Source organism: Rahnella ecdela, from assembly GCF_019049625.1.
In the GTDB taxonomy this organism is placed as follows: Bacteria; Pseudomonadota; Gammaproteobacteria; order Enterobacterales; family Enterobacteriaceae; genus Rahnella; species Rahnella ecdela.
Genome location: NZ_JAFMOY010000133.1, coordinates 523,692 through 546,486, shown reverse-complemented (window position 1 = coordinate 546,486; position 22,795 = coordinate 523,692). Strand labels below are relative to the sequence as shown.

General features: G+C 51.9%; 17 protein-coding genes. 8 read left to right on the top strand and 9 right to left on the bottom strand.

Annotated elements, in window-relative coordinates:
* Nucleotides 1-3: 3 nt before the first annotated feature.
* The 4 genes from hofC to nadC form a co-directional block, all read right to left on the bottom strand.
* Nucleotides 4-1,224, bottom strand: coding sequence for a protein transport protein HofC (gene hofC, locus J1784_RS25810; protein ID WP_217151546.1), 1,221 nt, complete (start codon nucleotides 1,222-1,224; stop codon nucleotides 4-6).
* A complete protein-coding gene (gene gspE / locus J1784_RS25805; RefSeq protein WP_217151545.1) occupies nucleotides 1,221-2,714 on the bottom strand; it encodes a type II secretion system protein GspE in 1,494 nt (497 codons plus the stop codon). Before gspE ends, hofC begins: the two co-directional genes overlap by 4 nt.
* The gene (gene ppdD / locus J1784_RS25800; protein ID WP_217151544.1) at nucleotides 2,711-3,160 is read right to left on the bottom strand and encodes a prepilin peptidase-dependent pilin; all 450 of its coding nucleotides are present in this window, start codon (nucleotides 3,158-3,160) and stop codon (nucleotides 2,711-2,713) included. The genes gspE and ppdD overlap by 4 nt, the downstream gene beginning before the upstream one ends.
* 291 nt (nucleotides 3,161-3,451) lie before the next feature.
* On the bottom strand, nucleotides 3,452-4,345 hold the full coding sequence (gene nadC, locus J1784_RS25795; protein WP_217151543.1) for a carboxylating nicotinate-nucleotide diphosphorylase: 894 nt from the start codon (nucleotides 4,343-4,345) through the stop codon (nucleotides 3,452-3,454).
* 94 nt (nucleotides 4,346-4,439) lie between these two features.
* Here nadC and ampD point away from each other — a divergent pair, with 94 nt between their 5' ends.
* Nucleotides 4,440-5,012, top strand: coding sequence for a 1,6-anhydro-N-acetylmuramyl-L-alanine amidase AmpD (gene ampD, locus J1784_RS25790; RefSeq protein WP_217151542.1), 573 nt, complete (start codon nucleotides 4,440-4,442; stop codon nucleotides 5,010-5,012).
* Between the two features lie 59 nt (nucleotides 5,013-5,071).
* The gene (ampE, locus tag J1784_RS25785) at nucleotides 5,072-5,926 is read left to right on the top strand and encodes a beta-lactamase regulator AmpE (protein WP_217151541.1); all 855 of its coding nucleotides are present in this window, start codon (nucleotides 5,072-5,074) and stop codon (nucleotides 5,924-5,926) included.
* Nucleotides 5,927-6,006: 80 nt separating this feature from the next.
* Here ampE and J1784_RS25780 read toward each other — a convergent pair whose 3' ends face one another.
* From J1784_RS25780 to aroP, 3 genes are all read right to left on the bottom strand, one after another.
* Complete coding sequence (locus tag J1784_RS25780) at nucleotides 6,007-6,984, bottom strand: glycoside hydrolase family 43 protein (protein ID WP_217151540.1); 978 nt, start codon at nucleotides 6,982-6,984, stop codon at nucleotides 6,007-6,009.
* Complete coding sequence (locus J1784_RS25775; RefSeq protein ID WP_217151539.1) at nucleotides 6,977-8,419, bottom strand: glycoside-pentoside-hexuronide (GPH):cation symporter; 1,443 nt, start codon at nucleotides 8,417-8,419, stop codon at nucleotides 6,977-6,979. The genes J1784_RS25780 and J1784_RS25775 overlap by 8 nt, the downstream gene beginning before the upstream one ends.
* 213 nt (nucleotides 8,420-8,632) lie before the next feature.
* Nucleotides 8,633-10,003 carry an aromatic amino acid transporter AroP gene (gene aroP / locus J1784_RS25770; protein ID WP_217151538.1) on the bottom strand — a complete coding sequence of 457 codons (1,371 nt, stop codon included), beginning with the start codon at nucleotides 10,001-10,003 and terminating at the stop codon, nucleotides 8,633-8,635.
* Nucleotides 10,004-10,431: 428 nt separating this feature from the next.
* Between aroP and pdhR the strand changes: the two genes are divergently transcribed.
* The 4 genes from pdhR (at nucleotide 10,432) to lpdA (ending at nucleotide 17,583) form a co-directional block, all read left to right on the top strand.
* Nucleotides 10,432-11,202, top strand: coding sequence for a pyruvate dehydrogenase complex transcriptional repressor PdhR (gene pdhR, locus J1784_RS25765; protein WP_013576986.1), 771 nt, complete (start codon nucleotides 10,432-10,434; stop codon nucleotides 11,200-11,202).
* Between the two features lie 162 nt (nucleotides 11,203-11,364).
* Nucleotides 11,365-14,028: a pyruvate dehydrogenase (acetyl-transferring), homodimeric type gene (gene aceE, locus J1784_RS25760; RefSeq protein ID WP_217151537.1), complete on the top strand. Its 2,664-nt coding sequence runs from the start codon at nucleotides 11,365-11,367 to the stop codon at nucleotides 14,026-14,028.
* 13 nt (nucleotides 14,029-14,041) lie between these two features.
* Complete coding sequence (aceF, locus tag J1784_RS25755) at nucleotides 14,042-15,946, top strand: pyruvate dehydrogenase complex dihydrolipoyllysine-residue acetyltransferase (RefSeq protein WP_217151536.1); 1,905 nt, start codon at nucleotides 14,042-14,044, stop codon at nucleotides 15,944-15,946.
* A 212-nt stretch (nucleotides 15,947-16,158) separates the two neighbouring features.
* A complete protein-coding gene (gene lpdA, locus J1784_RS25750; protein ID WP_165353190.1) occupies nucleotides 16,159-17,583 on the top strand; it encodes a dihydrolipoyl dehydrogenase in 1,425 nt (474 codons plus the stop codon).
* A gap of 95 nt (nucleotides 17,584-17,678) precedes the next feature.
* Here lpdA and J1784_RS25745 read toward each other — a convergent pair whose 3' ends face one another.
* Nucleotides 17,679-18,347 (bottom strand): helix-turn-helix domain-containing protein, encoded by a 669-nt coding sequence (locus J1784_RS25745; protein ID WP_217151535.1) that lies wholly within the window; start codon nucleotides 18,345-18,347, stop codon nucleotides 17,679-17,681.
* Nucleotides 18,348-18,776: 429 nt separating this feature from the next.
* On the opposite strand from J1784_RS25745, the gene acnB reads away from it, so the two are divergent.
* On the top strand, nucleotides 18,777-21,374 hold the full coding sequence (gene acnB / locus J1784_RS25740) for a bifunctional aconitate hydratase 2/2-methylisocitrate dehydratase (RefSeq protein WP_217151534.1): 2,598 nt from the start codon (nucleotides 18,777-18,779) through the stop codon (nucleotides 21,372-21,374).
* 77 nt (nucleotides 21,375-21,451) lie between these two features.
* Nucleotides 21,452-21,817, top strand: a complete 366-nt coding sequence (gene yacL, locus J1784_RS25735; RefSeq protein ID WP_217151533.1) for a protein YacL — start codon at nucleotides 21,452-21,454, stop codon at nucleotides 21,815-21,817.
* 22 nt (nucleotides 21,818-21,839) lie between these two features.
* Here the strand turns inward: yacL and yddG are convergent, their stop codons facing one another.
* Nucleotides 21,840-22,718, bottom strand: a complete 879-nt coding sequence (gene yddG, locus J1784_RS25730; RefSeq protein ID WP_217151532.1) for an aromatic amino acid DMT transporter YddG — start codon at nucleotides 22,716-22,718, stop codon at nucleotides 21,840-21,842.
* Nucleotides 22,719-22,795: the final 77 nt, after the last annotated feature.

Here is a 22,795-nt window from a genome sequence, read left to right as displayed (position 1 = left end):
TTCCTACCCCATCACCGACCCTAGCTGGAATATCGGCAGATACATCGCAATCACCAGTCCGCCCACAATGATCCCCATTACTGCCATCAGCACGGGTTCAATGGTTTGCGACAAAGTGTCCGCCAGTGAATTCGCTTTATGGTTATGCAGGTGCGCGAGTTTTTGCAGTAACTCATCCAGAGAACCTGATTCTTCACCGATTTTAATTAGCTGATGGCATAAGGTCGGAAACAGCGGTGACTGAACAAACGCTTTGTGTAAGGGGATCCCTTGCATGATTTGTTCACGTATCTGGTTCAGTGCGACCTGAAAATGCAAATTAGATACAGAAGCAGAGGACGCCGCCAGCCCTGCAATTAACGTCATTCCTGCCTGTTGTGTCATGGCCAGTGTTTGAAAAATCTGGCCGAGGCAGCTGTCTGTAACCAGACGTGAAGTCAGAGGCAACCAGAGCAGAAGCTTTTGCTCACGGAGTTTCCAGCGCGTATGCGGATGCATTTTTTGCAGATACCCAAAACAACCAAGCAAAAGCGCTCCTGCTATCCACGGGCCTGTCGTGATCAACGTTTCCGAGGTGTTGATCAGCATCTGAGTAAACCACGGCAACTTAGCGTCAAAAGATGCATAAATTTTCGCAAACTCAGGCAGAACCAGCGTCAGCATCAGCAGGGTCACAATCGTGGCAATCGCGCTGACGATCAGCGGGTAACGCAGCGCTTTTTTCACCTTGTTTCTCAATTCAGCCTGTTGTTCTTGCTGAATTGCCAGTTGCAGGCAGCATTTGTCCAGCTGACCCGTCAGCTCGCCTATCGAAATAATTTGCCGGTAAATATCAGGAAACGTATCAGGATATTGTCCCAGCATCTCTGAAAGAGGTTTCCCCTCGCAGACGCCTTTGGCGATGTTCAGCAGTACGCAATTCCACGCTGCTTTCGTATGCTCATTGCCCAGCAACGTCAGGCTGTTCATCAGGGGTAAACCGGCCTGCAGAAGCGTCGCCAGTTGTCTGACAAAGGCGACGCGCTCCTGATTTTTCCAAAATTGCCTTCTCAGGCGTTGCTTCATCCTGATACTCACCGGCTGCAGGCCTGCGGCAAAGAGCTGCTGGTAAATGTTGTCTTTATTTATTTCAATGCAGTTTCCCTGCTGAATACTTCCCAGCGTATCGACTGCCAGCCATTGATAAAGTCGCCACTTTTTAGAAACAGCCCCGTTTTCGCTCATAAGCCGGTGTCTTCCCCGGTAACTCTGTAGAGTTCTTCAAGCGAAGTAATGCCTTGCTCGACAAGCAGCATTCCCGCTTCCTGCAAGGTTTTCTGCCCCTGCTCGCGGGCAATTTTACTCAGTTCAGTGACGCCTGCCCCCGCGACCAGAGCCTGCTGCAACCGGGGCGTAATATTGAGTGTCTCGTAAATCCCTGTGCGTCCGTAGTAACCGGAAAAACATTGATGGCAACCTGCGGCTAACCAAAGTGGCATTGTGCTGCTGTGCCCATCCGGGCCTTTTTCGACCAGTGATATATGTGCTTTGCGGCAATGTGGGCAGAGTTTTCGAACCAGTCGCTGTGCGATGACCAGACGTAAACTGGCTGCTATATGAAAACCCTCGATCCCCATTTGTCTCAGACGGGTCAGCGTCTCGCAGGTGGAATTGGTGTGGAGGGTGGAAAGTACCATATGCCCGGTCTGCGCCGCTTTTACAGCAATCTCGGCCGTTTCTTTATCCCGGATTTCACCGACCATAATCACATCAGGATCCTGACGTAATAATGCCCGCAGAACACCGGCAAAACTCAGATCCGTTTTGCTGTTGATCTGCGTCTGATTAATGCCGCTGACCGGAATTTCGATCGGATCCTCAACGCTGCAGATATTTCGGGTAATGGCATTCAGATGCCGCAGGCCGGTGTAGAGCGTTACTGTTTTGCCGCTGCCTGTCGGACCAGTGACCAGAATTAACCCCTGCGGATGTTTCAGCGCTGCTTTGAAATAGTCGAGATCCCTTGGCGTGAATCCCAGCTGTGACATTGACAGGTCCTGCTGTGTCATATGGAGTATCCGCAGCACGATTTTTTCACCGTGCAGCGTCGGCAGGGAGGAAACCCGCATCGAGTATCGCTGATTTTGCAGCATCACTGAAAGCTGACCGTCCTGCGGCAATCTGCGTTCTGCTATGTTGAGCTGCCCCATGATTTTCAGGCGTGCGCATACGCTGGCGGCCATCGAAAACTCAGGGCCGGGGATTTCCTGTAAAACGCCATCAATCCTCACGCGCACCCGGAAGCTGTGCTCAAAAGGTTCGAAGTGAATATCCGAGGCGCGACGGGTAATAGCGTGCCTTAGGATCTGGTTAAGCACATTGATAACCGGTGCATCACTTTGAGCGTTCAGTTCATTCTCGTCACGAGGAACTGACGTGTTTGGATCTTCCTGCGCGACATATTGTTGTGCGCCGGAAGAACCTTTTTCCATCACCTGTTCCAGCCGCGCTTGAGGCCAGCGTTCAAGCTGGACTTTCAAACCAGTGGCGAAACGCAGCACGTTGCTCAGCGATTCTGTGTCCGCCTCGCTTTCATGACAGGCAACGCGAAGGGTCTGCGGGTCACGATGTAAAATGACGGCTTTATATCGCTGGCACAGAGCTTCAAGCGAAGCTTCACTTTGCTGCCTTTCGCTGTGTACCTGCGAATCAGGATCCAGTGGCATATCGGTCATTGAGTTGCTCCCTGACTGTCAAAACGGAACACGCTTTCGCAGGCATCAGCCATCGAAGTGTTGGTGGTGTTCGTGCAACTGCGATTCCAGACGATCCCTCCTGCCAGATTATCGACCACCGGCGTCATGACGACACTGAGCCCTTCCAGCGCCTGTTGTCCGGTGAGTGAGATGATTCCTGCGCTGACGCGTACCTGGCTGACGTAACGGCTGCTGGTTGCGGCGGGGATCCCCTGAGTGCCTGCGTTGCAACCCGTCAGGGTTCCGGCATCAATCACACACAATTCGACGCCGGTTTTATACGGCACCATCGTTTGCAGCATGTCGGTCATGGCAGCTTTCTGGATATAGCTCTGGTAAGCGGGTATGCCGATGGCGCTGAGGATCGCAATTATCGCGATCACTACCATCAGTTCAATGAGGGTAAATCCTTGTTGCCGGTGCATGGCCTTCTCCGTTAAGTAAAACTGCGTGGGTAATGCTCTGGCAGCAAACTAAACGCAGATATCACTGGACTCCAGCCCCATTGTTGGCTTCTCCGCGATGTCTTCCAGGATAAATATGTATGTTATTCAGGACGGCAAAATTTTTGCGCGATGTCCCGCAACAATGAAGATGAAATGAAAAAGGGGATGGCAGTCAGGCCGTGAGAATGCGAGGGTAGGGCGGCAAGATGAAATAGACCGGAAGAAGTCGTGTTGCCCCTGAAAAGGAAGCCAGGGGCAACAGCGTAGCGATCAGCTAAAGCGCATGGAGAGATCCATCGCTCTGACATGTTTGGTCAGCGCACCGACGGAAATGTAATCCACGCCGGTTTCTGCGAACTCACGCAGCGTTGTTTCCGTAACATTACCGGAGACTTCAAGCAGCGCCCGCCCCGCGGTCAGCGCAACGCCTTCGCGCATCATCGGCACGGTAAAGTTATCGAGCATGATGATGTCAGCTTTGGCATCCAGCGCCTGCTGAAGTTCATCAATAGATTCTACTTCGACTTCCACAGGAACGTCGGCATGGATCCACAATGCGCGCTCGACTGCCGCTTTAATTGAGCCACAGGCAATGATGTGGTTTTCTTTGATAAGAAACGCATCGGCCAGACCCAGCCGGTGATTGCTCCCGCCACCGCACAGCACGGCATATTTCAGCGCAGTACGCAGACCCGGCAAGGTTTTGCGAGTGTCCAGCAGCTTGGTTTTTGTGCCATGCAGGATCTTCACATAGTGATTCACTTCGGTTGCCACGCCGGAGAGAGTTTGCACAAAATTCAGCGCGGTTCGTTCACCGGTCAGCAACATACGCGCGGAGCCGGAAAGTTCGCATAATGTCTGGTTTTCAGAAACGGCGTCACCGTCTTTAACATGCCATCTGACGGTGATTTTATCCCCGGCCAGTTGCTTAAAGACTTCATCCAGCCAGCGTTGCCCGCAAAAAATGCCAGGTTCCCGGGTGATGATTGTGGCGGTCGCGTTTTTATCCTGCGGTAACAATTGCGCCGTTAAATCATTGTTAGCATTAGCTTCGCCGCCGAGGTCTTCGCCCAAGGCTTGAGTCACAAGAGTTGGAATATCATTCTGGATACGTTCGAGTAACTGTGCGCGGCGACTTTCAGGGCTGTAGCTGCGGGTAGACATACAAATACTCCGAAATGGCGGATAAGAAGGACAAAAAAACATGCTACCCTGTTGCTGTGATAAGTACCACACAAGCACATCATTGAGGTCTTTGATGCACTTAGAACAAGGCTGGATAGCCGAGGCCCGGCGGGTCGTTTCTCCTCATTTTGATCTCCGTCCTGACAATGAAATTCCCTCGTTGCTGGTTGTCCACAACATCAGTTTGCCGCCTGGAAAGTTCGGCGGTTCCTATATTGATCAACTCTTTACCGGCACCCTGAACCCGCAGGATGATCCTTATTTTGAAGGCATCCACCAGCTACGTGTTGCGGCACATTGCCTGATCCGGCGCGATGGCGAAATTGTTCAATACGTTCCTTTTGATAAACGTGCCTGGCATGCGGGTGTTTCGAGCTGGCAGGGGCGTGAACGCTGCAATGATTTTTCCATCGGCATTGAGCTGGAAGGCACGGATTTTGAGCCTTTTACTGACGCGCAATATCATAGTCTGGTAGCTGTTACTGAGTTGTTAATTAAGCACTATCCCATTAATCTTGATGCCATTACCGGACACAGTGATATTGCTCCGGGGCGTAAGACCGATCCCGGCCCTGAATTTGACTGGGCATTTTATCGCAAGCTGATAGCGCTGCCGGTAGGGCAGAATAGTTCTTCTGACCAGTGAGTTAACGCGGCCTCTGGTGTCTTTTAAGCCTGTGATGTGTTGAGAGAGAGTGACAATCGATGACGTTATTTACTTTGCTGCTGGTGCTGGCTTGGGAACGGCTGTTCAAACTGGGTGAACACTGGCAGCTGGACCATCGGTTCGAGGTGATATTCCGCCGCGGGCGGCAGACTTCCTTAGTGAAAACGCTGGCCATCATGGTCATCTGGATGGCGATGATCTGGGGCGTTCTGCGTGCGCTACAGGGAATATTCTTTGGCGTACCGACGCTTATCTTATGGGTGATTTTGTGTCTGCTGTGCATTGGCGCGGGGATTAAGCGTAAGCATTATCGCGCTTATCTTAAGTCCGCCCGTCAGGGGGATGCTGACGCTTGCAAGGAAATGGCCGAAGAACTGGCGCTGATCCACGGTCTGCCAACGGATTGCACGGAAGAAGCCCGTTTGCGTGAACTGCAAAATGCGCTCTTATGGATTAACTACCGTTACTATCTCGGGCCGTTGTTCTGGTTTGTGGTGTGCGGTCCTTTCGGGCCGGTTGCCTTAGGCGGATACGCGGCCTTGCGCGGTTATCAGACCTGGCTGGCGCGTCATATGCCACCTTTAAAACGTGCGCAATCCGGCGTTGATGCTCTGCTGCATATTCTGGATTGGATCCCGGTTCGTCTGGCGGGTGTGGCTTATGCACTGCTGGGCCACGGTGAGAAAGCTCTTCCGGCGTGGTTCGCTTCGCTTGGTGATATTCACTCGTCACAGTATCAGGTGTTAACCCGTCTGGCGCAGTTCTCGTTGGCACGTGATCCGCATACCGATCCGGTACAAACGCCACGCGCTGCGGTGAGTCTGGCACGCAAAGTGACGATGATTATTCTGGTCGTTGTTGCGCTTCTGACGATTTACGGCACGCTGATTTAACGAGATTCTGCTGCACCTCTGGTCAATACAAAGCACGAATAAAAAAGCCCGGCACATTTTCATGTCCGGGCTTTATGCTTTTATCCGCGCTGCTTTTGTAAGGTGAGTGGCCGGTTATCGGCGGCGGGTTCGCCGAAATCTGGCATCCCGTTTTTATCCCAGCGGAAGGCTTTGATACGCGTATGCCGGTTCGGGTCATACAGCGGATCACCTTCAATTTCCGTGTAATTTCGGGCGTGATACACCAGTACATCTTCGCCCTGTTCGTTGCGGGTAAAGCTGTTGTGGCCGGGGCCGAACTGTTTGTTTTGTGTCTGAGTGGTAAACACCGGATGCTGAGATTTGTGCCAGCTTGCCGGCTCCATCAGGTTGCTGCTGAGATCTGCCCAAAGCAAACCGATACAGTAATTTTCGTCGGTGGCGCTGGCAGAATAAGTGATGAAAATCTTATCGCCATGCGTGATCACCGCCGGGCCTTCGTTGACCCAAAAACCGATGATTTCCCAGTCCAGTTCAGGTTTGGTAAGCAAGACTGGCGTCGATTTCAGCGTCCAGGGGTTTTCCATTTCAGCCAGATACAGATTGGAATTTCCGCGAATTGCCGGGTCTTTCTGTGCCCACAGATAATAACTTTTGCCCTGATGCTCAAAGTGCGTAGCATCGAGGGAGAAGCTGTCGATCGGCGTCTGGATCCGGCCTTTTTCCTGCCATTTCCCGGTAAGCGGATCTGCTTCTTCGCAAACCAGTGCATACATCCGGTGCTGGAATAATCCGTCTACAATCTCCTGCGACGGCGCAGCGGCGTAATAGATAACCCATTTTCCGTCGATGAAATGCAGCTCCGGCGCCCATATAAGCGCGCTCATCGGGCCGGTGTCAGGTTTATGCCAGACCCCGGTCGCAGGTGCATCGGCAAGGCCAGTCAGTGTTGGTGAGCGGCGGATCTCCAGCCGGTCGTATTCAGGAACCGATGCGATAAAATAGTAGTTTCCGTCGCTGTGCAGCCAGATATGCGGGTCTGCGCGTTGCTCAATCAGCGGGTTAGGATAATTACTCATGTTTCAGCTCCTTGCTGTTCAGTGAGACGCTGGCGATATTCGCGTCCTGTGCATTTTTTGCGTCGTGATATTCATTCAGTTCTCGGTAATTACGGCGACGAATTTCCAGATCAGCCTGAATGGTGCGCATGGTTTCGCGATCCACTTTCAGTAAGCGCACCACACCAGCAGTAATCAGATATCCCACGCCAGGGATGATGGTAAACAGCAGCACAATGCCATTGATTGCGTGTTCACTTTGCTGCGTCGCTCCGGCGTTATAACCGTAAGCGGAGAGCAGGAAGCCGACCATTGCACCGGCCACAGCCAGCCCGCATTTGAGGAAAAACAGATTGCCGGAGAAGCTGATACCGGTCACGCGTTTGCCGGTTTTCCATTCGCCGTAATCATCCACATCGGCCATCAGCGACCAGTGCAGCGGGGAAGGGAGCTGGTGCATGATGTTCAGAATGAAGTACGCCACCAGGATCAGCGTCGTCGCATGCGGATCGAGGAAATAGAAGCCGCAGGAGAAAATAGTCAGGATGATGTTTGCCCAGAAGAACACTTTCAGTTTGCAGTACTTATCGGTCAGCGGTTTTGCCAGCGCGCTGCCAATCATCATGCCTACTACGCCCAGGCTGATGAACATACTGGCGAACGATGTGGATTTTTCCATGACCCAGGTGACGTAATACATGGTGGCTGCCATACGGATGAAGCCCGGACACACGTTGCAGAATGTCAGCAGCAGAATGCGCACCCACTGGTCGTTTTTCCAGACATCTTTCAGGTCAGATTTAAGGGCATGTTTAGACGGTACCGCAGGCTGGATGCGTTCTTTCACTGAGCTGAAGCAGAACAGGAACATAAACAGTGCGATGATCGCCATCACGCCCATCGACATCTGGTAGCCCTTGGCTTTATCTGCGCCGCCGAAAAAGTCCGCCATTGGCAGAAGAGTCGATGACAAGATAAGTGTCGCGATACCGACCATAAAGAAGCGGTAAGACTGACAGGCTACACGCTCATGCGGATCAGCCGTAATCACCCCGCCCAGTGAACAGTAAGGAATGTTAATGGCTGTATAGGTCAGGGACATCAGGAAGTAAGTCACAAAAGCATAGATAACCTTGCTGTTGTAGCTCCATTCCGGCGTGGTGAACATCAGCACGCTGAACAGAACATACGGCACCGAAACCCATAACAAATACGGACGGAACCGTCCCCAGCGGGTAGTGGTGCGGTCAGCAATCGCACCCATAATCGGGTCAGTGACGGCGTCAATGACGCGCACTGATAGCAGTAGCACGCCGACCAGTGCCGGTGCTAAACCGAATACGTCTGTATAAAAATAATTAAGAAACAGCATGATGGCGCCGCCAATCATATTACAGCCCGCATCCCCCATGCCGTACGCTACTTTCTCTTTGAACGACAGCGCGCCTTCCTTCATGGATGTTCTCTCCGGATAGATGTCAAAAGGACAGTTGTTAAAAAACTGTTTGATAGCCCAGAGTATTGGCTCAGGAAGGGAATAAGAGTCAGGAGGTAAGAGTCGTGAAGATGGACGATTTGGTCATCTGAGAAAAAGTGTGACCTGTATAACAAGACGCCCCGGTAAGTGACTTAGCCGGGGCGTCTGAGGATTTTAAATAATTACTTTTGCTTAAGCGTTAACGGATTTTCCGCTTCGCTGATTCTTGATCCAGTAACCGATGCCCAGAACGACAAGCCAGACTGGGATCAGCCACACGGAGATCGCCATGCCCGGAGTCATAGCCATGATTACCAGAATCGCCGCCATAAACAGCAGACAGATGTAGTTACCTACCGGATACAGCAGCGCTTTGAACTTAGGTTCCACGCCTTCACGACGTTTTGCCTGACGGAATTTCATGTGCGCAAGGCTTATCATCGCCCAGTTGATCACCAGCGCAGAAACCACCAGCGCCATCAGCAGACCAAACGCTTCTCCCGGCATCAGGTAGTTAATCAGAACACACAGTGCGGTGGTGGCAGCAGAAACGAGGATGGAAGCCACCGGCACGCCGCGTTTGTCGACCTTCATCAGAGATTTTGGTGCGTTACCTTGCTGTGCCAGACCGAACAACATGCGACTGTTACAATAAACACAGCTGTTGTAGACAGACAGTGCAGCAGTCAGGATCACTACGTTCAGGGCATTCGCAACCAGCGCATCACCCAGTTCATGGAAGATCAGGACGAACGGACTGGTGTCCGGCCCGACGCGGGTCCACGGCATCAGGGAAAGTAGTACCGCCAGTGAGCCCACATAGAAAATCAGGATGCGATAGATAACCTGGTTGGTCGCTTTAGGAATGCTAATTTCAGGATTATCGGCTTCAGCCGCTGTGATCCCTACCAGCTCAAGGCCACCGAAGGAGAACATGATGATAGCCATCATCATTACCAGTCCGGTCATTCCGTGCGGCAGAAATCCACCCTGTTCCCACAGGTTACGTACAGTCGCCTGCGGACCTGCAGTGTCGCTGAAGAGCAACCAGCCACCGAACAGAATCATCGCTACAACGGCAACCACTTTGATGATCGCAAACCAGAATTCCATCTCACCGAAAACTTTAACGTTGGTGAGGTTGATGGCGTTGATCAGCACGAAAAATACAGCCGCAGAAGCCCATGTTGGGATCTCCGGATACCAGAATTGAATATATTTACCTACTGCGGTCAGTTCTGCCATCGCCACCAGCACGTACAGAACCCAATAGTTCCAGCCGGAAGCAAAGCCCGCGAATCCACCCCAGTATTTGTAAGCAAAGTGGCTGAATGAGCCTGCAACCGGCTCCTCAACAACCATTTCACCTAACTGGCGCATAATTAAAAAGGCGATAAAACCTGCAATTGCGTAACCCAGAATAATCCCCGGCCCCGCAGACTGAATGACGGAAGCGCTGCCCAGAAACAGCCCTGTACCGACGGCCCCACCTAGTGCAATCAGCTGAATATGGCGGTTTTTTAGACCACGCTTCAGCTCATCGCCTTGTTGTTGATCAACCATTTACCTGTCCTCTGTCATTGGGGCAAAACCCATAACATTCTGCGTGTTATAAAGAATGTAAGGCGATAATTACACTTTTTGTATTTAATTATTTACGGCTGGATTGTGCCTAAAAATCAGCATCATCTACCGTTCGGCCAAGAATAGTGGTATGCGCAATGGTTTGCACGGGGTTTATGCATCATCTGCATAACAAATAGCCAAATTGACTGGAAAATTGTTCAGGATCTAAAAAATGTGATCTGAGGCTGGGTAAAAAAGATAAATGATAAGAATTTGTTAAATTGTGCGGGGTCGACGCATTTACTGGGTAGCCATATGGACACAAGGTGAATACTTTGTTACTTTACGGCCACGTTTTTTAAATTGGTATTACCAATTGACTCCGGCAACTTACAGAGTCGCTACTCGCAGAGAACAGCACATATATGGCTTACAGCAAAATCCGACAGCCTAAGTTATCCGATGTGATCGAGCAGCAACTTGAGTTCCTGATCCTCGAAGGCACCTTGAGACCCGGGGAAAAGCTTCCGCCAGAGCGCGAACTGGCCAAACAGTTTGATGTATCGCGACCTTCTCTGCGAGAGGCAATCCAAAGCCTGGAAGGGAAGGGGCTACTCCTGCGCCGTCAGGGTGGTGGTACTTTCGTACAAAGTAATCTCTGGCAAAGCGTGAGTGACCCGCTTGCCGAATTACTGGCCGACCATCCTGAATCACAATTCGATCTCCTTGAAACACGCCATGCCCTTGAAGGGATCGCTGCCTATTACGCGGCGCTTCGTGGTACAGAGGAAGATTTGCAGCGCATTCGCGATTGTCATGTGGTCATTCAGACCGCACAAGACAGCGGGGACCTGGACGCAGAAGCCGATGCGGTCATGCAGTATCAGGTTGCTGTAACAGAAGCAGCGCATAATGTCGTGCTGCTGCATCTGGTTCGCTGTATGGGACCGATGCTTGAGAAGAACGTTCGACAGAACTTTGAATTGCTATACTCACGCCGCGAAATGTTGGCGACGGTTAGCAACCACCGCGCCAGTATTTTCGAGGCGATTGTTGCACGGGAACCAGAAATAGCGCGTGCCGCATCTCACCGTCACCTGGCGTTCATTGAAGAAGTTTTGCTGGATCTCAGCAGGGAACACACCCGGCGGGATCGGTCTTTACGACGGCTCCAGCAACGAAAAGATGAAAGTTAACCCAAGAGGTTAATTTTTAGAGCCTTCATTTGAAGGTTCACGGCAACTACATGACGGGCCTGTCTTCGTGTGCTTTCTCATCACGATGATCGTTTTAGAAAGAGCGCAGGAAGACAGGCTCCAGATAAACCAACGTATTAGATACAGATAAGGAAAAGCACCATGTCAGAACGTGTAAATAATGACGTGGATCCGATCGAAACTCGCGACTGGCTACAAGCGATCGAATCGGTCATCCGTGAAGAAGGTGTTGAGCGTGCACAGTTCCTGATCGATCAGGTTCTTAGCGAAGCGCGTAAGGGCGGCGTGAGCGTCGCTGCTGGTGCGGCCAGCCGTAACTACGTCAATACCATCGCTGTTGAAGACGAACCTGAGTACCCGGGTAACCTGGAGCTGGAACGTAATATTCGTACCGCTATCCGCTGGAACGCCATCATGACCGTTCTGCGTGCGTCCAAGAAAGACCTGGAACTCGGTGGCCACATGGCTTCCTTCCAGTCTTCTGCGACCGTGTACGAAGTGTGCTTCAACCACTTCTTCCGCGCACGCAACGAAAAAGACGGCGGCGATCTGGTGTACTTCCAGGGCCACATCTCTCCGGGCGTTTACGCACGTGCTTTCCTTGAAGGCCGCCTGACTGAAGACCAGATGAACAATTTCCGTCAGGAAGTTCACGGTAAAGGTCTGTCTTCTTATCCGCACCCTAAACTGATGCCAGAATTCTGGCAGTTCCCGACCGTTTCCATGGGTCTGGGCCCTATCGGTGCTATCTATCAGGCTAAGTTCCTGAAATATCTGGAACACCGTGGTCTGAAAGACACCTCCGCACAGCGCGTTTACGCGTTCCTGGGCGACGGTGAAATGGACGAACCAGAATCCAAAGGTGCGATCACTATCGCCACCCGTGAGAAACTGGACAACCTCTGCTTCATCATCAACTGTAACTTACAGCGTCTTGATGGCCCGGTAACCGGTAACGGCAAAATCATCAACGAACTGGACGGCATCTTTGCAGGCGCTGGCTGGAACGTGATTAAAGTGATTTGGGGCAACCGTTGGGATGAGCTGCTGCGTAAAGATACCAGCGGTAAACTGATCCAGCTGATGAACGAAACCGTTGATGGCGACTACCAGACCTTCAAGTCTCGTGACGGCAAATACGTTCGTGAACACTTCTTCGGTAAATACCCTGAAACCGCCGCTCTGGTCAAAGATATGACCGACGACGAAATCTGGGCGCTTAACCGTGGCGGCCATGATCCGAAGAAAGTCTTCGCTGCACTGAACAAAGCGCAGAACACCAAAGGCCAGCCGACCGTTATCCTTGCGCATACCATTAAAGGTTATGGCATGGGCGACGCAGCCGAAGGCAAAAACATTGCTCACCAGGTGAAGAAAATGAACATGGATGGCGTGCGCTATATCCGTGATCGTTTCAGCGTGCCGGTTACCGATGAAAATCTGGAAAAACTGCCATACATCACTCTGGAAAAAGACTCTGCAGAATACAAATACCTGCATGAGCGTCGTGCTGCGCTGAAAGGCTACCTGCCGTCTCGTCTGCCAAACTTCACTCAGAAGCTGGAAATGCCGAAACTGGAAGACTTCTCACAACTGCTTGAAGAGCAGAAGAAAGAGATCTCTACCACTATCGCTTTCGTCCGTGCCCTGAACGTGATGCTGAAAAACGACTCCATTAAAGACCGTCTGGTCCCGATCATCGCCGATGAAGCGCGTACATTCGGTATGGAAGGTCTGTTCCGTCAGATTGGTATTTACAGCCCGAACGGCCAGCAGTATACCCCGCAGGACCGTGAGCAGGTTGCTTACTATAAAGAAGACGAGAAAGGTCAGATCCTGCAGGAAGGTATCAACGAACTGGGCGCCGCTTCTTCATGGCTCGCCGCAGCGACTTCTTACAGCACCAATGATCTGCCAATGATCCCGTTCTACATCTACTACTCCATGTTCGGTTTCCAGCGTATCGGCGACCTGTGCTGGGCAGCGGGTGACCAACAGGCGCGTGGCTTCCTGATCGGCGGTACTTCAGGTCGTACAACCCTGAACGGCGAAGGTTTGCAGCACGAAGATGGTCACAGCCACATTCAGTCTCTGACTATCCCGAACTGTATTTCTTACGATCCGTCTTACGCTTACGAAGTTGCTGTCATCATGCATGACGGTCTGGTTCGTATGTACGGCGACGCGCAGGAAAACGTCTACTACTACATCACCACGCTGAACGAAAACTACCATATGCCAGCCATGCCAGAAGGCGCGGAAGAAGGCATCCGTAAGGGTATCTACAAGCTAGACACTCTGGAAGGTAGCAAAGGTAAAGTACAGTTGCTGGGCTCCGGTTCTATCCTGCGTCACGTTCGTGAAGCGGCTGAAATCCTGTCCAAAGACTACGGCGTAGGTTCTGACGTATACAGCGTGACTTCCTTCACTGAACTGGCCCGTGACGGTCAGGACTGTGAGCGCTGGAACATGCTGCACCCAACCGAAACGCCACGTGTCCCGTACATCGCCCAGGTGATGAGCGACGCGCCAGCGGTTGCGTCTACCGATTATATGAAACTGTTTGCTGAACAGGTTCGTACTTACGTTCCGGCCAGCGATTATCGTGTACTGGGTACTGACGGCTTCGGTCGTTCAGACAGCCGCGAAAACCTGCGTCACCACTTCGAAGTGGATGCTTCCTACGTTGTGGTTGCTGCGCTGGGTGAATTGGCTAAACGCGGTGAAATCGAAACGTCTGTAGTGGCAGAAGCCATTAAGAAATTCGATATCAACCCTGAAAAAGTTAACCCGCGTCTGGCATAAGAGGTAAAGACAGATGGCTATTGAAATTAACGTACCGGACATCGGTGCAGATGCAGTGGAAGTCACCGAAATTATGGTGAAGGTGGGCGATAAGGTTGAAGTTGAACAATCGCTGATCACCGTTGAAGGCGACAAAGCTTCTATGGAAGTGCCTTCTCCACAGGCTGGCGTGGTCAAAGAAATTAAAGTTGCGGTCGGCGATACCGTCGAAACCGGCAAACTGATTATGATCTTTGAAGCTGCTGACGGTGCTGCTGATGCAGCACCTGCTAAACAGGAAGCCAAAGCAGAAGCTAATGTTCAAGAGAACGCTGCTGCTGCGCCTGCTTCCAGCGAAAGCAAAGAAGTGAACGTGCCTGATATCGGTGGCGACGAAGTTGAAGTCACTGAAATCATGGTAAAAGTAGGCGACACCGTGACAGCTGAACAATCGCTGATCACCGTAGAAGGCGATAAAGCCTCTATGGAAGTCCCTGCACCGTTCGCGGGCAAAGTGAAAGAAATCAAAATCGCTGCGGGCGACAAAGTCAGCACTGGTTCTCTGATCATGGTCTTCGAAGTTGCAGGTTCTGGTGCAGCAGCACCGGCCGCAGCAGCAGAAACTAAATCAGACGCGGCTCCGGCAGCTCCGGCTCAGTCCGGCAGTAAAGAAGTGAACGTACCAGATATCGGTGGCGACGAAGTTGAAGTCACTGAAATCATGGTTAAAGTTGGCGACAAAATCAGTGCAGAACAGTCACTGATCACCGTTGAAGGCGATAAAGCTTCAATGGAAGTCCCGGCACCGTTCGCGGGTACCGTGAAAGAAATCAAAATCGCTGCGGGCGACAAAGTCAGCACCGGCTCTCTGATCATGGTCTTCGAAGTAGAAGGCGCTGCGCCTGCTGCTCCGGCGGCTAAGAAAGAAGAAGCGGCTGCTCCTGCGAAACAGGAACAGAAAGCGGCTGCCCCTGCTGCTTCAGCCGCGAGCAAAGGCGAATTCGCTGAGAACGACGCTTACGTTCACGCCACGCCGGTTATCCGTCGTCTGGCCCGTGAGTTCGGCATAAACCTGGCGAAAGTCAAAGGGACTGGCCGTAAAGGTCGTATCCTGCGCGAAGACGTTCAAACTTACGTGAAAGACGCAGTCAAACGTGCTGAAGCCGCTCCGGCAGCAGCAACGGGTGGCGGTCTGCCGGGCATGCTGCCTTGGCCGAAAGTTGACTTCAGCAAGTTCGGTGAGATTGAAGAAGTCGAACTGGGCCGTATTCAGAAAATCTCTGGTGCGAACCTGAGCCGTAACTGGGTGATGATCCCGCACGTTACGCACTTCGACAAAACCGATATCACTGAGCTGGAAGCGTTCCGTAAACAGCAGAACGATGAAGCCGCTAAACGCAAACTGGACGTGAAATTCACACCAGTGGTCTTCATCATGAAAGCCGTTGCCGCTGCGCTTGAGCAGATGCCACGTTTCAACAGTTCACTGTCTGAAGATGGTCAGAAACTGACACTGAAAAAATACATCAACATCGGTGTGGCGGTTGATACGCCAAACGGTCTGGTTGTTCCGGTCTTCAAAGACGTGAACAAGAAAGGCATCGCCGAGTTGTCCCGTGAGCTGATGGCTATCTCCAAGAAAGCCCGTGACGGTAAGCTGACTGCTGGCGAAATGCAGGGCGGTTGCTTCACTATCTCCAGTCTCGGTGGTATCGGGACGACCCACTTCGCGCCAATCGTTAACGCGCCGGAAGTGGCTATCCTCGGTGTTTCCAAGTCTGCTATCGAGCCAGTCTGGAACGGTAAAGAGTTCACACCGCGTCTGATGATGCCAATGTCGCTCTCCTTCGACCACCGTGTTATTGACGGTGCCGATGGTGCGCGTTTCATCACCATCATCAACAACGTGTTGTCTGACATTCGCCGTCTGGTGATGTAAGCGAAAAGCCGGCCAATCGGCCGGCTTTTTTCAGATAATCTCTTCGTGCTGTTTGGGATTTTCGGGCGCTAAGCACAAATCGTATGCCGTTTGTTGTTTCAAATTTGTTAACAATTTTGTAAACTGCGGGCGGATAGAACGACCCGGTGGATGATGGGCGTTGCGACATAAAAATGACGTCAGACCCGCCGGACATAAATTAAGAGGTCATGATGAGTACTGAAATTAAAACTCAGGTCGTGGTACTTGGGGCTGGCCCTGCGGGCTATTCTGCTGCTTTCCGTTGCGCTGATTTAGGTCTTGAAACCGTTCTGGTTGAGCGTTATTCCACTCTCGGTGGCGTGTGCCTGAACGTAGGTTGTATCCCTTCTAAAGCTCTGCTGCACGTCGCGAAAGTGATCTCTGAAGCAAAAGCACTGGCAGAACACGGTATTGTTTTCGGTGAGCCGAAAACTGACATCGACAAAGTTCGTGTCTGGAAAGAAAAAGTCATCAACCAGCTGACCGGTGGTCTGGCAGGTATGGCGAAAGGCCGTAAAGTCAAAGTCGTGAACGGCTTGGGCAAATTTACTGGCGCAAATACTCTGGTTGTTGAAGGCGAAAACGGTCCTACGACCATCACTTTCGACAATGCCATCATTGCAGCGGGCTCCCGTCCAATCAAACTGCCATTCATTCCACATGATGACCCGCGTGTATGGGATTCTACCGATGCGCTGGAACTGAAAACTGTTCCTGAACGTCTGCTCGTGATGGGTGGCGGTATCATTGGTCTGGAAATGGGCACCGTTTACCACGCGCTGGGTTCTCAGATTGACGTGGTAGAAATGTTCGATCAGGTTATTCCTGCGGCTGACAAAGACGTGGTGAAAGTCTTCACCAAGAAAATCAGCAAGCAATTCAACCTGATGCTGGAAACCAAAGTGACAGCGGTAGAAGCTAAAGAAGACGGCATCTACGTCACAATGGAAGGCAAAAAAGCCCCTGCGGAACCACAGCGTTATGACGCCGTGCTGGTCGCTATCGGCCGTGTTCCTAACGGTAAGCTGCTGGAAGCGGGCGCTGCGGGCATTGAAGTTGACGACCGTGGTTTCATCCACGTCGACAAACAAATGCGCACCAACGTGCCACACATCTTTGCTATCGGCGACATCGTCGGTCAGCCAATGCTGGCGCACAAAGGTGTTCACGAAGGCCACGTGGCTGCCGAAGTTATCTCCGGCAAGAAACATTACTTCGACCCGAAAGTCATTCCATCCATTGCTTACACTGAGCCAGAAGTTGCCTGGGTTGGCCTGACTGAGAAAGAAGCGAAAGAAAAAGGCATCAGCTACGAAACCGCCACCTTCCCGTGGGCAGCTTCTGGCCGTGCTATTGCTTCCGACTGTGCAGACGGTATGACCAAACTGATCTTCGACAAAGAATCTCACCGTGTTATCGGTGGTGCGATTGTCGGTACCAACGGCGGCGAGCTGCTGGGTGAAATCGGTCTGGCTATCGAGATGGGTTGTGATGCAGAAGATATCGCGCTGACCATCCATGCTCACCCGACTCTGCATGAGTCCGTGGGTCTGGCAGCAGAAATCTACGAAGGCAGCATTACTGACCTGCCAAATCCGAAAGCGAAAAAGAAATAATTTTCTGAACTCACTTTCCGATGATAAGACGGCCCCGCGGGGCCGTTTTTTATGTCTGGAACTCAATGCAGAACATCGGGATCCAATGCGAAAAATCAGTATTCGTCTGGCAGGCGCTTGTTGATAGCAATCAGTTTTCCGTTCTGAATATCGATATAACCGCCTACGCGCAAATCCGCCAGAATCTTCATGACGCCACTGCGCGCTAAATTCGAACGTTCCAGAATGAAATTTGCCATGCTGTTTTTGCGGCGAACTTCTTCCGGTAAGCGCTCCATTTCCTGTAACAGCCCGCAAATAATGTCATACGCGGTACGGTTGATCATCAGGTCTGAATGGTAGCTGCGGTAATCGGTAAAGCTGGTGGTGTAAGCGATAAGCTCTCTTACCAGTCCGTTATCGGCAATCAGGTCGATAGCCGTTTCGCGCGATAATGCACTGACCTTACTGTCCTTTTTCACTTTAAAAATAAAGGATGAACTGCTGTATTCAGAGGTCATTAACCCCAGGACCGCAGGCGCAGTAGCGATACCGTACAACAAGTTGTCTGAGGAACGATAAACTTTGATTTCGCCTTCTAACAGCAAAATGATTTGCTGATGACCGTCTTCCGCATTCATGGTGATAGGGGTATTTGCGTCGTCTGACACCACCGCGGAAGAGTGCGGCAGAAAGGCGTCAACCAGGCGTGTGATGGCTTCTAACGGTTTTTGACCCGGTGGCGATTTTTTACCTTTGTTTGAAAGATTACTGTTTGTCTTCATGTTTGATAAGTTTCTCGTCAGAGCGCCGTTCATTGCTTCATGCTATCAAGTTTGGCATAAGGTTGTAGAGGAATCTTAAACATTTAAACGTTATCTTCACGCCAGTATCTGCCCGCTCCGCAAGGCGTTAGCCGATGCCTTTACGGCATATCGGAAAGGAAAATTTTGTCCTTAACGATTCAGCAAGAATTTAATGTTGCTTTTTTGTAAACAGATTAACACCCCCTGAAAATCCTGCTATGCTGCTTCGGCGCTAAAGGACACTGTGCTCCGGTTCAGGATGTGTCGTAAACCGACAAAGAAACAATCATACCCGCAGTGTCCCCGACTCATCAGACAACCCGATATTCCGCTGTCCCTGCAGGATTACTACCGGTCTGATGAGGGAAGCCAGGCATAATAAATGACAATGAGAGCGAGGAGAAAGTCGTGCTAGAAGAATACCGTAAGCACGTAGCCGAGCGTGCTGCAGAGGGCATCGTCCCTAAGCCACTTGATGCTTCACAGATGGCAGCGTTGGTTGAGTCCCTGAAAAATCCGCCGAAAGGCGAAGAAGATACTCTGTTAGACCTGCTGATTAATCGTGTTCCACCGGGCGTCGACGAAGCCGCCTATGTTAAAGCCGGGTTCCTGGCTGCAGTCGCCAAAGGCGAAACTACCTCCCCGTTGGTCACTCCTGAAAAAGCCGTTGAACTGCTGGGCACCATGCAGGGCGGTTACAACATTCATCCGCTGATTGACGCACTCGATAGCACAACGCTGGCACCTATTGCCGCCAAAGCGCTGTCTCACACGCTGCTGATGTTTGATAACTTCTACGATGTGGAAGAAAAAGCACACGCCGGCAACGAATACGCGAAAAAAATTCTACAGTCATGGGCTGATGCCGAATGGTATCTGTCGCGTCCTCAGCTGGCTGAAAAAATCACCGTCACTGTCTTTAAAGTGACGGGCGAAACCAATACCGATGATTTGTCACCGGCTCCGGATGCCTGGTCCCGTCCAGATATCCCGTTGCACGCACTGGCAATGCTGAAAAACGAACGCGAAGGTATCCATCCGGATCAACCTGGAAACGTCGGTCCGATTAAGCAAATCGAAGAACTGAACAAAAAAGGTTTCCCGCTGGCTTACGTAGGTGACGTAGTCGGTACCGGATCCTCACGTAAATCAGCCACCAACTCCGTGCTGTGGTTCATGGGCGATGATATTCCTCATGTGCCGAACAAACGCGGCGGCGGTGTGGTTCTCGGCGGTAAAATCGCGCCAATCTTCTTCAACACCATGGAAGATGCCGGTGCCCTGCCGATCGAAGTGGACGTTTCTGACCTGAATATGGGCGATGTTATCGACATCTATCCGTACCAGGGCGAAGTGCGTAACCACGAAACCAATGAAGTCATCGCCACTTTCGAACTGAAAACCGACGTACTGCTCGACGAAGTGCGTGCCGGTGGCCGTATTCCGCTGATCATTGGTCGTGGTTTAACCACCAAAGCCCGTGAGTCACTGAAACTGCCTCAGAGCGAAGTGTTCCGTATTGCTAAGCCAGTTGCCGCAAGCAACAAAGGTTTCTCGCTGGCACAGAAAATGGTGGGCCGCGCCTGTGGCGTTGCCGGTATTCGTCCAAACGAATATTGCGAACCAAAAATGACCTCTGTCGGTTCTCAGGACACCACCGGTCCGATGACCCGTGATGAACTGAAAGACCTGGCGTGTCTGGGCTTCTCAGCAGATCTGGTAATGCAGTCATTCTGTCATACCGCCGCTTATCCTAAGCCGGTTGACGTGACCACGCACCACACGCTGCCTGATTTCATCATGAACCGTGGCGGTGTTTCACTGCGCCCAGGTGACGGTATCATCCACTCATGGCTGAACCGTATGCTGCTGCCGGACACTGTCGGCACCGGCGGTGACTCGCATACCCGTTTCCCGATCGGGATCTCCTTCCCTGCGGGTTCCGGTCTGGTGGCGTTTGCTGCGGCGACCGGCGTGATGCCCCTTGATATGCCGGAATCCGTTCTGGTGCGTTTCAAAGGCAAAATGCAGCCGGGCATCACCCTGCGCGACCTGGTTCACGCGATCCCTTACTACGCGATCAAAGAAGGTCATTTGACCGTTGAGAAGAAGGGTAAGAAAAACCTCTTCTCTGGCCGTATTCTGGAAATCGAAGGTCTGCCGGAATTGAAAGTAGAACAGGCATTTGAACTGGCGGATGCGTCCGCAGAACGTTCAGCGGCAGGTTGTACGATCAAACTGGATCAGGCGCCGATCAAAGAATACCTGAGCTCTAACATCGTGCTGCTGAAGTGGATGATCTCTGAAGGTTACGGCGATCGTCGTACCATCGAGCGTCGCATCAAGGGCATGGAAGAGTGGCTGGCGAACCCGAACCTGCTGGAAGCCGATGCCGATGCGGAATATGCGGCGGTAATCGAAATCGATCTGGCTGACATCAAAGAGCCGATCCTTTGTGCGCCAAACGATCCGGATGATGCGCGTCTGCTGTCTTCCGTTCAGAACAGCAAAATCGACGAAGTGTTTATCGGTTCCTGCATGACCAACATTGGTCACTTCCGTGCGGCCGGTAAACTTCTGGACAGCCATAAAGGCGCGTTGCCAACCCGTCTGTGGGTTGCGCCACCGACCAAAATGGATGCGGCTCAGCTGACCGAAGAAGGCTATTACAGCGTCTTTGGTAAGAGCGGTGCGCGTGTAGAAATTCCGGGCTGTTCACTGTGCATGGGTAACCAGGCGCGTGTGGCCGACGGTTCTACCGTGGTTTCCACCTCTACCCGTAACTTCCCGAACCGTCTGGGCAACGGTGCCAATGTGTATCTGGCATCGGCTGAACTCGCGGCGGTAGCGTCCCTGTTGGGACGTCTGCCAACGCCGGAAGAATATCTGGGTTACATGGCTGAAGTGGATAAAACAGCGGCGGATACCTACCGTTATCTGAACTTCGACAAGCTGAGTGAATATACGGATAAAGCTGACGGCGTGATCTTCCAAACCGCAGTCTAAATCGTTATATTTGCGCCAGTGTTGAAAAGGGAGCTTCGGCTCCCTTTTTTATTGTGATTTTTTCAGAGGACTGCACCATGGATTACGATTTTCTGCGCGATATTACCGGTGAGGTCAAAGTGCGTTTTTCAATGGGCCACGAAGTGCTCGGTCACTGGCTTAATGAAGAAGTGAAGGGCGACCTGAGCGTGCTGGATAAAGTCGAAGCCGCGCTGAGTGAGCTGAAAGGCAGCGAGCGTCAGACGCAAATGGTCGGCCATGAATACACGCTGCTGTTAGCCGACGATGAAGTGATGATCCGCGCCAATCAGCTGGATTTCGACGGCGATGAGATCGAAGAAGGCATGAGTTATTACGACGAAGAGAGCCTGGCGTTCTGTGGCGTCGAGGACTTTCTGCAAGTCCTCGCCAAATACCGCGCTTTCGTCACGACCTATCGCTAAGGTTACGACCAATCGAATAAGTTTATTTTCCCCGCGAGGCGGTCCAGCACAGCAGCGAACCGCCGACCACCATCAGCACGCCCGGCCAGAAACTCGCGCCCGGCAAAGTGTGCAGCCACAATCCGGCAATCAGAATCGAAGAAAGAGGTGTGAAATACGACAACGCAGCGACCAGTGTCGCATTACCTTTTTTCATCGCGATATCCCAGCACTGATACGAAATGGCGGTCACCGCACCCATGGCCAGTAATTCAAGAATTGCCGGTAACGTCAGGCTGATACGATTCGATGAATAGTGAAAATACAGCACCCAAAGCACGGCACCGGTAGCGAGTAAAAAGAGTGGCAACACGCCTTTGCCCTTGCATAATACGCGCACCAGATTGGAATACAGCGCCCAGGAAACGGCAGCGCCAAACGCAAGACTGTAGGCCACCGGATTGCCGCGCACGTTGCGCATCAGCTGATGAATATCCAGTCCGTGACCGCCGCTGATCGCCCACAGAACACCGGCAAACGCCAGAATAACGCCCGGCCAGATCCACCAGCGCACGCGTAATTTCAGTAAAGGCACTGCAAACAGCAGCGTCAGGCTCGGCCATAAATAATTGATAAGCCCCAGTTCCAGCGTCTGCTGGCGCGTATGTGCCAGTCCAATCGCCAGCGAAAACGCCACCATATAAAAGATAAACAGCAGACCGCAGACGATGAGATATGCCGCCGATTCTCCGCGCAGTGTCGGCTTACTGCCCGCCATCCAGACCATAATTCCGCTGACCGTATAAATAGACGCGGCCGCACCAAAAGGCCCCAGAGATTCGGACAAACTGCGGGTGAGCGCCACGCTCATACTCCACAATAAAATGGCGAGAACGCCAAACAGCGTTGCGAAACGATCCATATGAAAGGTAAGCCTCTGGAAAGGGAGGCTTTTAAGATAAGCGATTGTCCCGGTTATTTACACCGGAACAATCCGCT

What these genes read in the sequence shown, in the direction of transcription:
- hofC (WP_217151546.1), bottom strand. Translation starts at nt 1,224, where the DNA reads ATGAGCGAAAACGGGGCTGTTTCTAAAAAGTGGCGACTTTATCAATGG.
- aceF (WP_217151536.1), top strand. Translation starts at nt 14,042, where the DNA reads ATGGCTATTGAAATTAACGTACCGGACATCGGTGCAGATGCAGTGGAA.
- J1784_RS25780 (WP_217151540.1), bottom strand. Translation starts at nt 6,984, where the DNA reads ATGAGTAATTATCCTAACCCGCTGATTGAGCAACGCGCAGACCCGCAT.
- nadC (WP_217151543.1), bottom strand. Translation starts at nt 4,345, where the DNA reads ATGTCTACCCGCAGCTACAGCCCTGAAAGTCGCCGCGCACAGTTACTC.
- yddG (WP_217151532.1), bottom strand. Translation starts at nt 22,718, where the DNA reads ATGGATCGTTTCGCAACGCTGTTTGGCGTTCTCGCCATTTTATTGTGG.
- aceE (WP_217151537.1), top strand. Translation starts at nt 11,365, where the DNA reads ATGTCAGAACGTGTAAATAATGACGTGGATCCGATCGAAACTCGCGAC.
- gspE (WP_217151545.1), bottom strand. Translation starts at nt 2,714, where the DNA reads ATGACCGATATGCCACTGGATCCTGATTCGCAGGTACACAGCGAAAGG.
- pdhR (WP_013576986.1), top strand. Translation starts at nt 10,432, where the DNA reads ATGGCTTACAGCAAAATCCGACAGCCTAAGTTATCCGATGTGATCGAG.
- ampD (WP_217151542.1), top strand. Translation starts at nt 4,440, where the DNA reads ATGCACTTAGAACAAGGCTGGATAGCCGAGGCCCGGCGGGTCGTTTCT.
- aroP (WP_217151538.1), bottom strand. Translation starts at nt 10,003, where the DNA reads ATGGTTGATCAACAACAAGGCGATGAGCTGAAGCGTGGTCTAAAAAAC.
- J1784_RS25775 (WP_217151539.1), bottom strand. Translation starts at nt 8,419, where the DNA reads ATGAAGGAAGGCGCGCTGTCGTTCAAAGAGAAAGTAGCGTACGGCATG.
- lpdA (WP_165353190.1), top strand. Translation starts at nt 16,159, where the DNA reads ATGAGTACTGAAATTAAAACTCAGGTCGTGGTACTTGGGGCTGGCCCT.
- yacL (WP_217151533.1), top strand. Translation starts at nt 21,452, where the DNA reads ATGGATTACGATTTTCTGCGCGATATTACCGGTGAGGTCAAAGTGCGT.
- J1784_RS25745 (WP_217151535.1), bottom strand. Translation starts at nt 18,347, where the DNA reads ATGAAGACAAACAGTAATCTTTCAAACAAAGGTAAAAAATCGCCACCG.
- ampE (WP_217151541.1), top strand. Translation starts at nt 5,072, where the DNA reads ATGACGTTATTTACTTTGCTGCTGGTGCTGGCTTGGGAACGGCTGTTC.
- ppdD (WP_217151544.1), bottom strand. Translation starts at nt 3,160, where the DNA reads ATGCACCGGCAACAAGGATTTACCCTCATTGAACTGATGGTAGTGATC.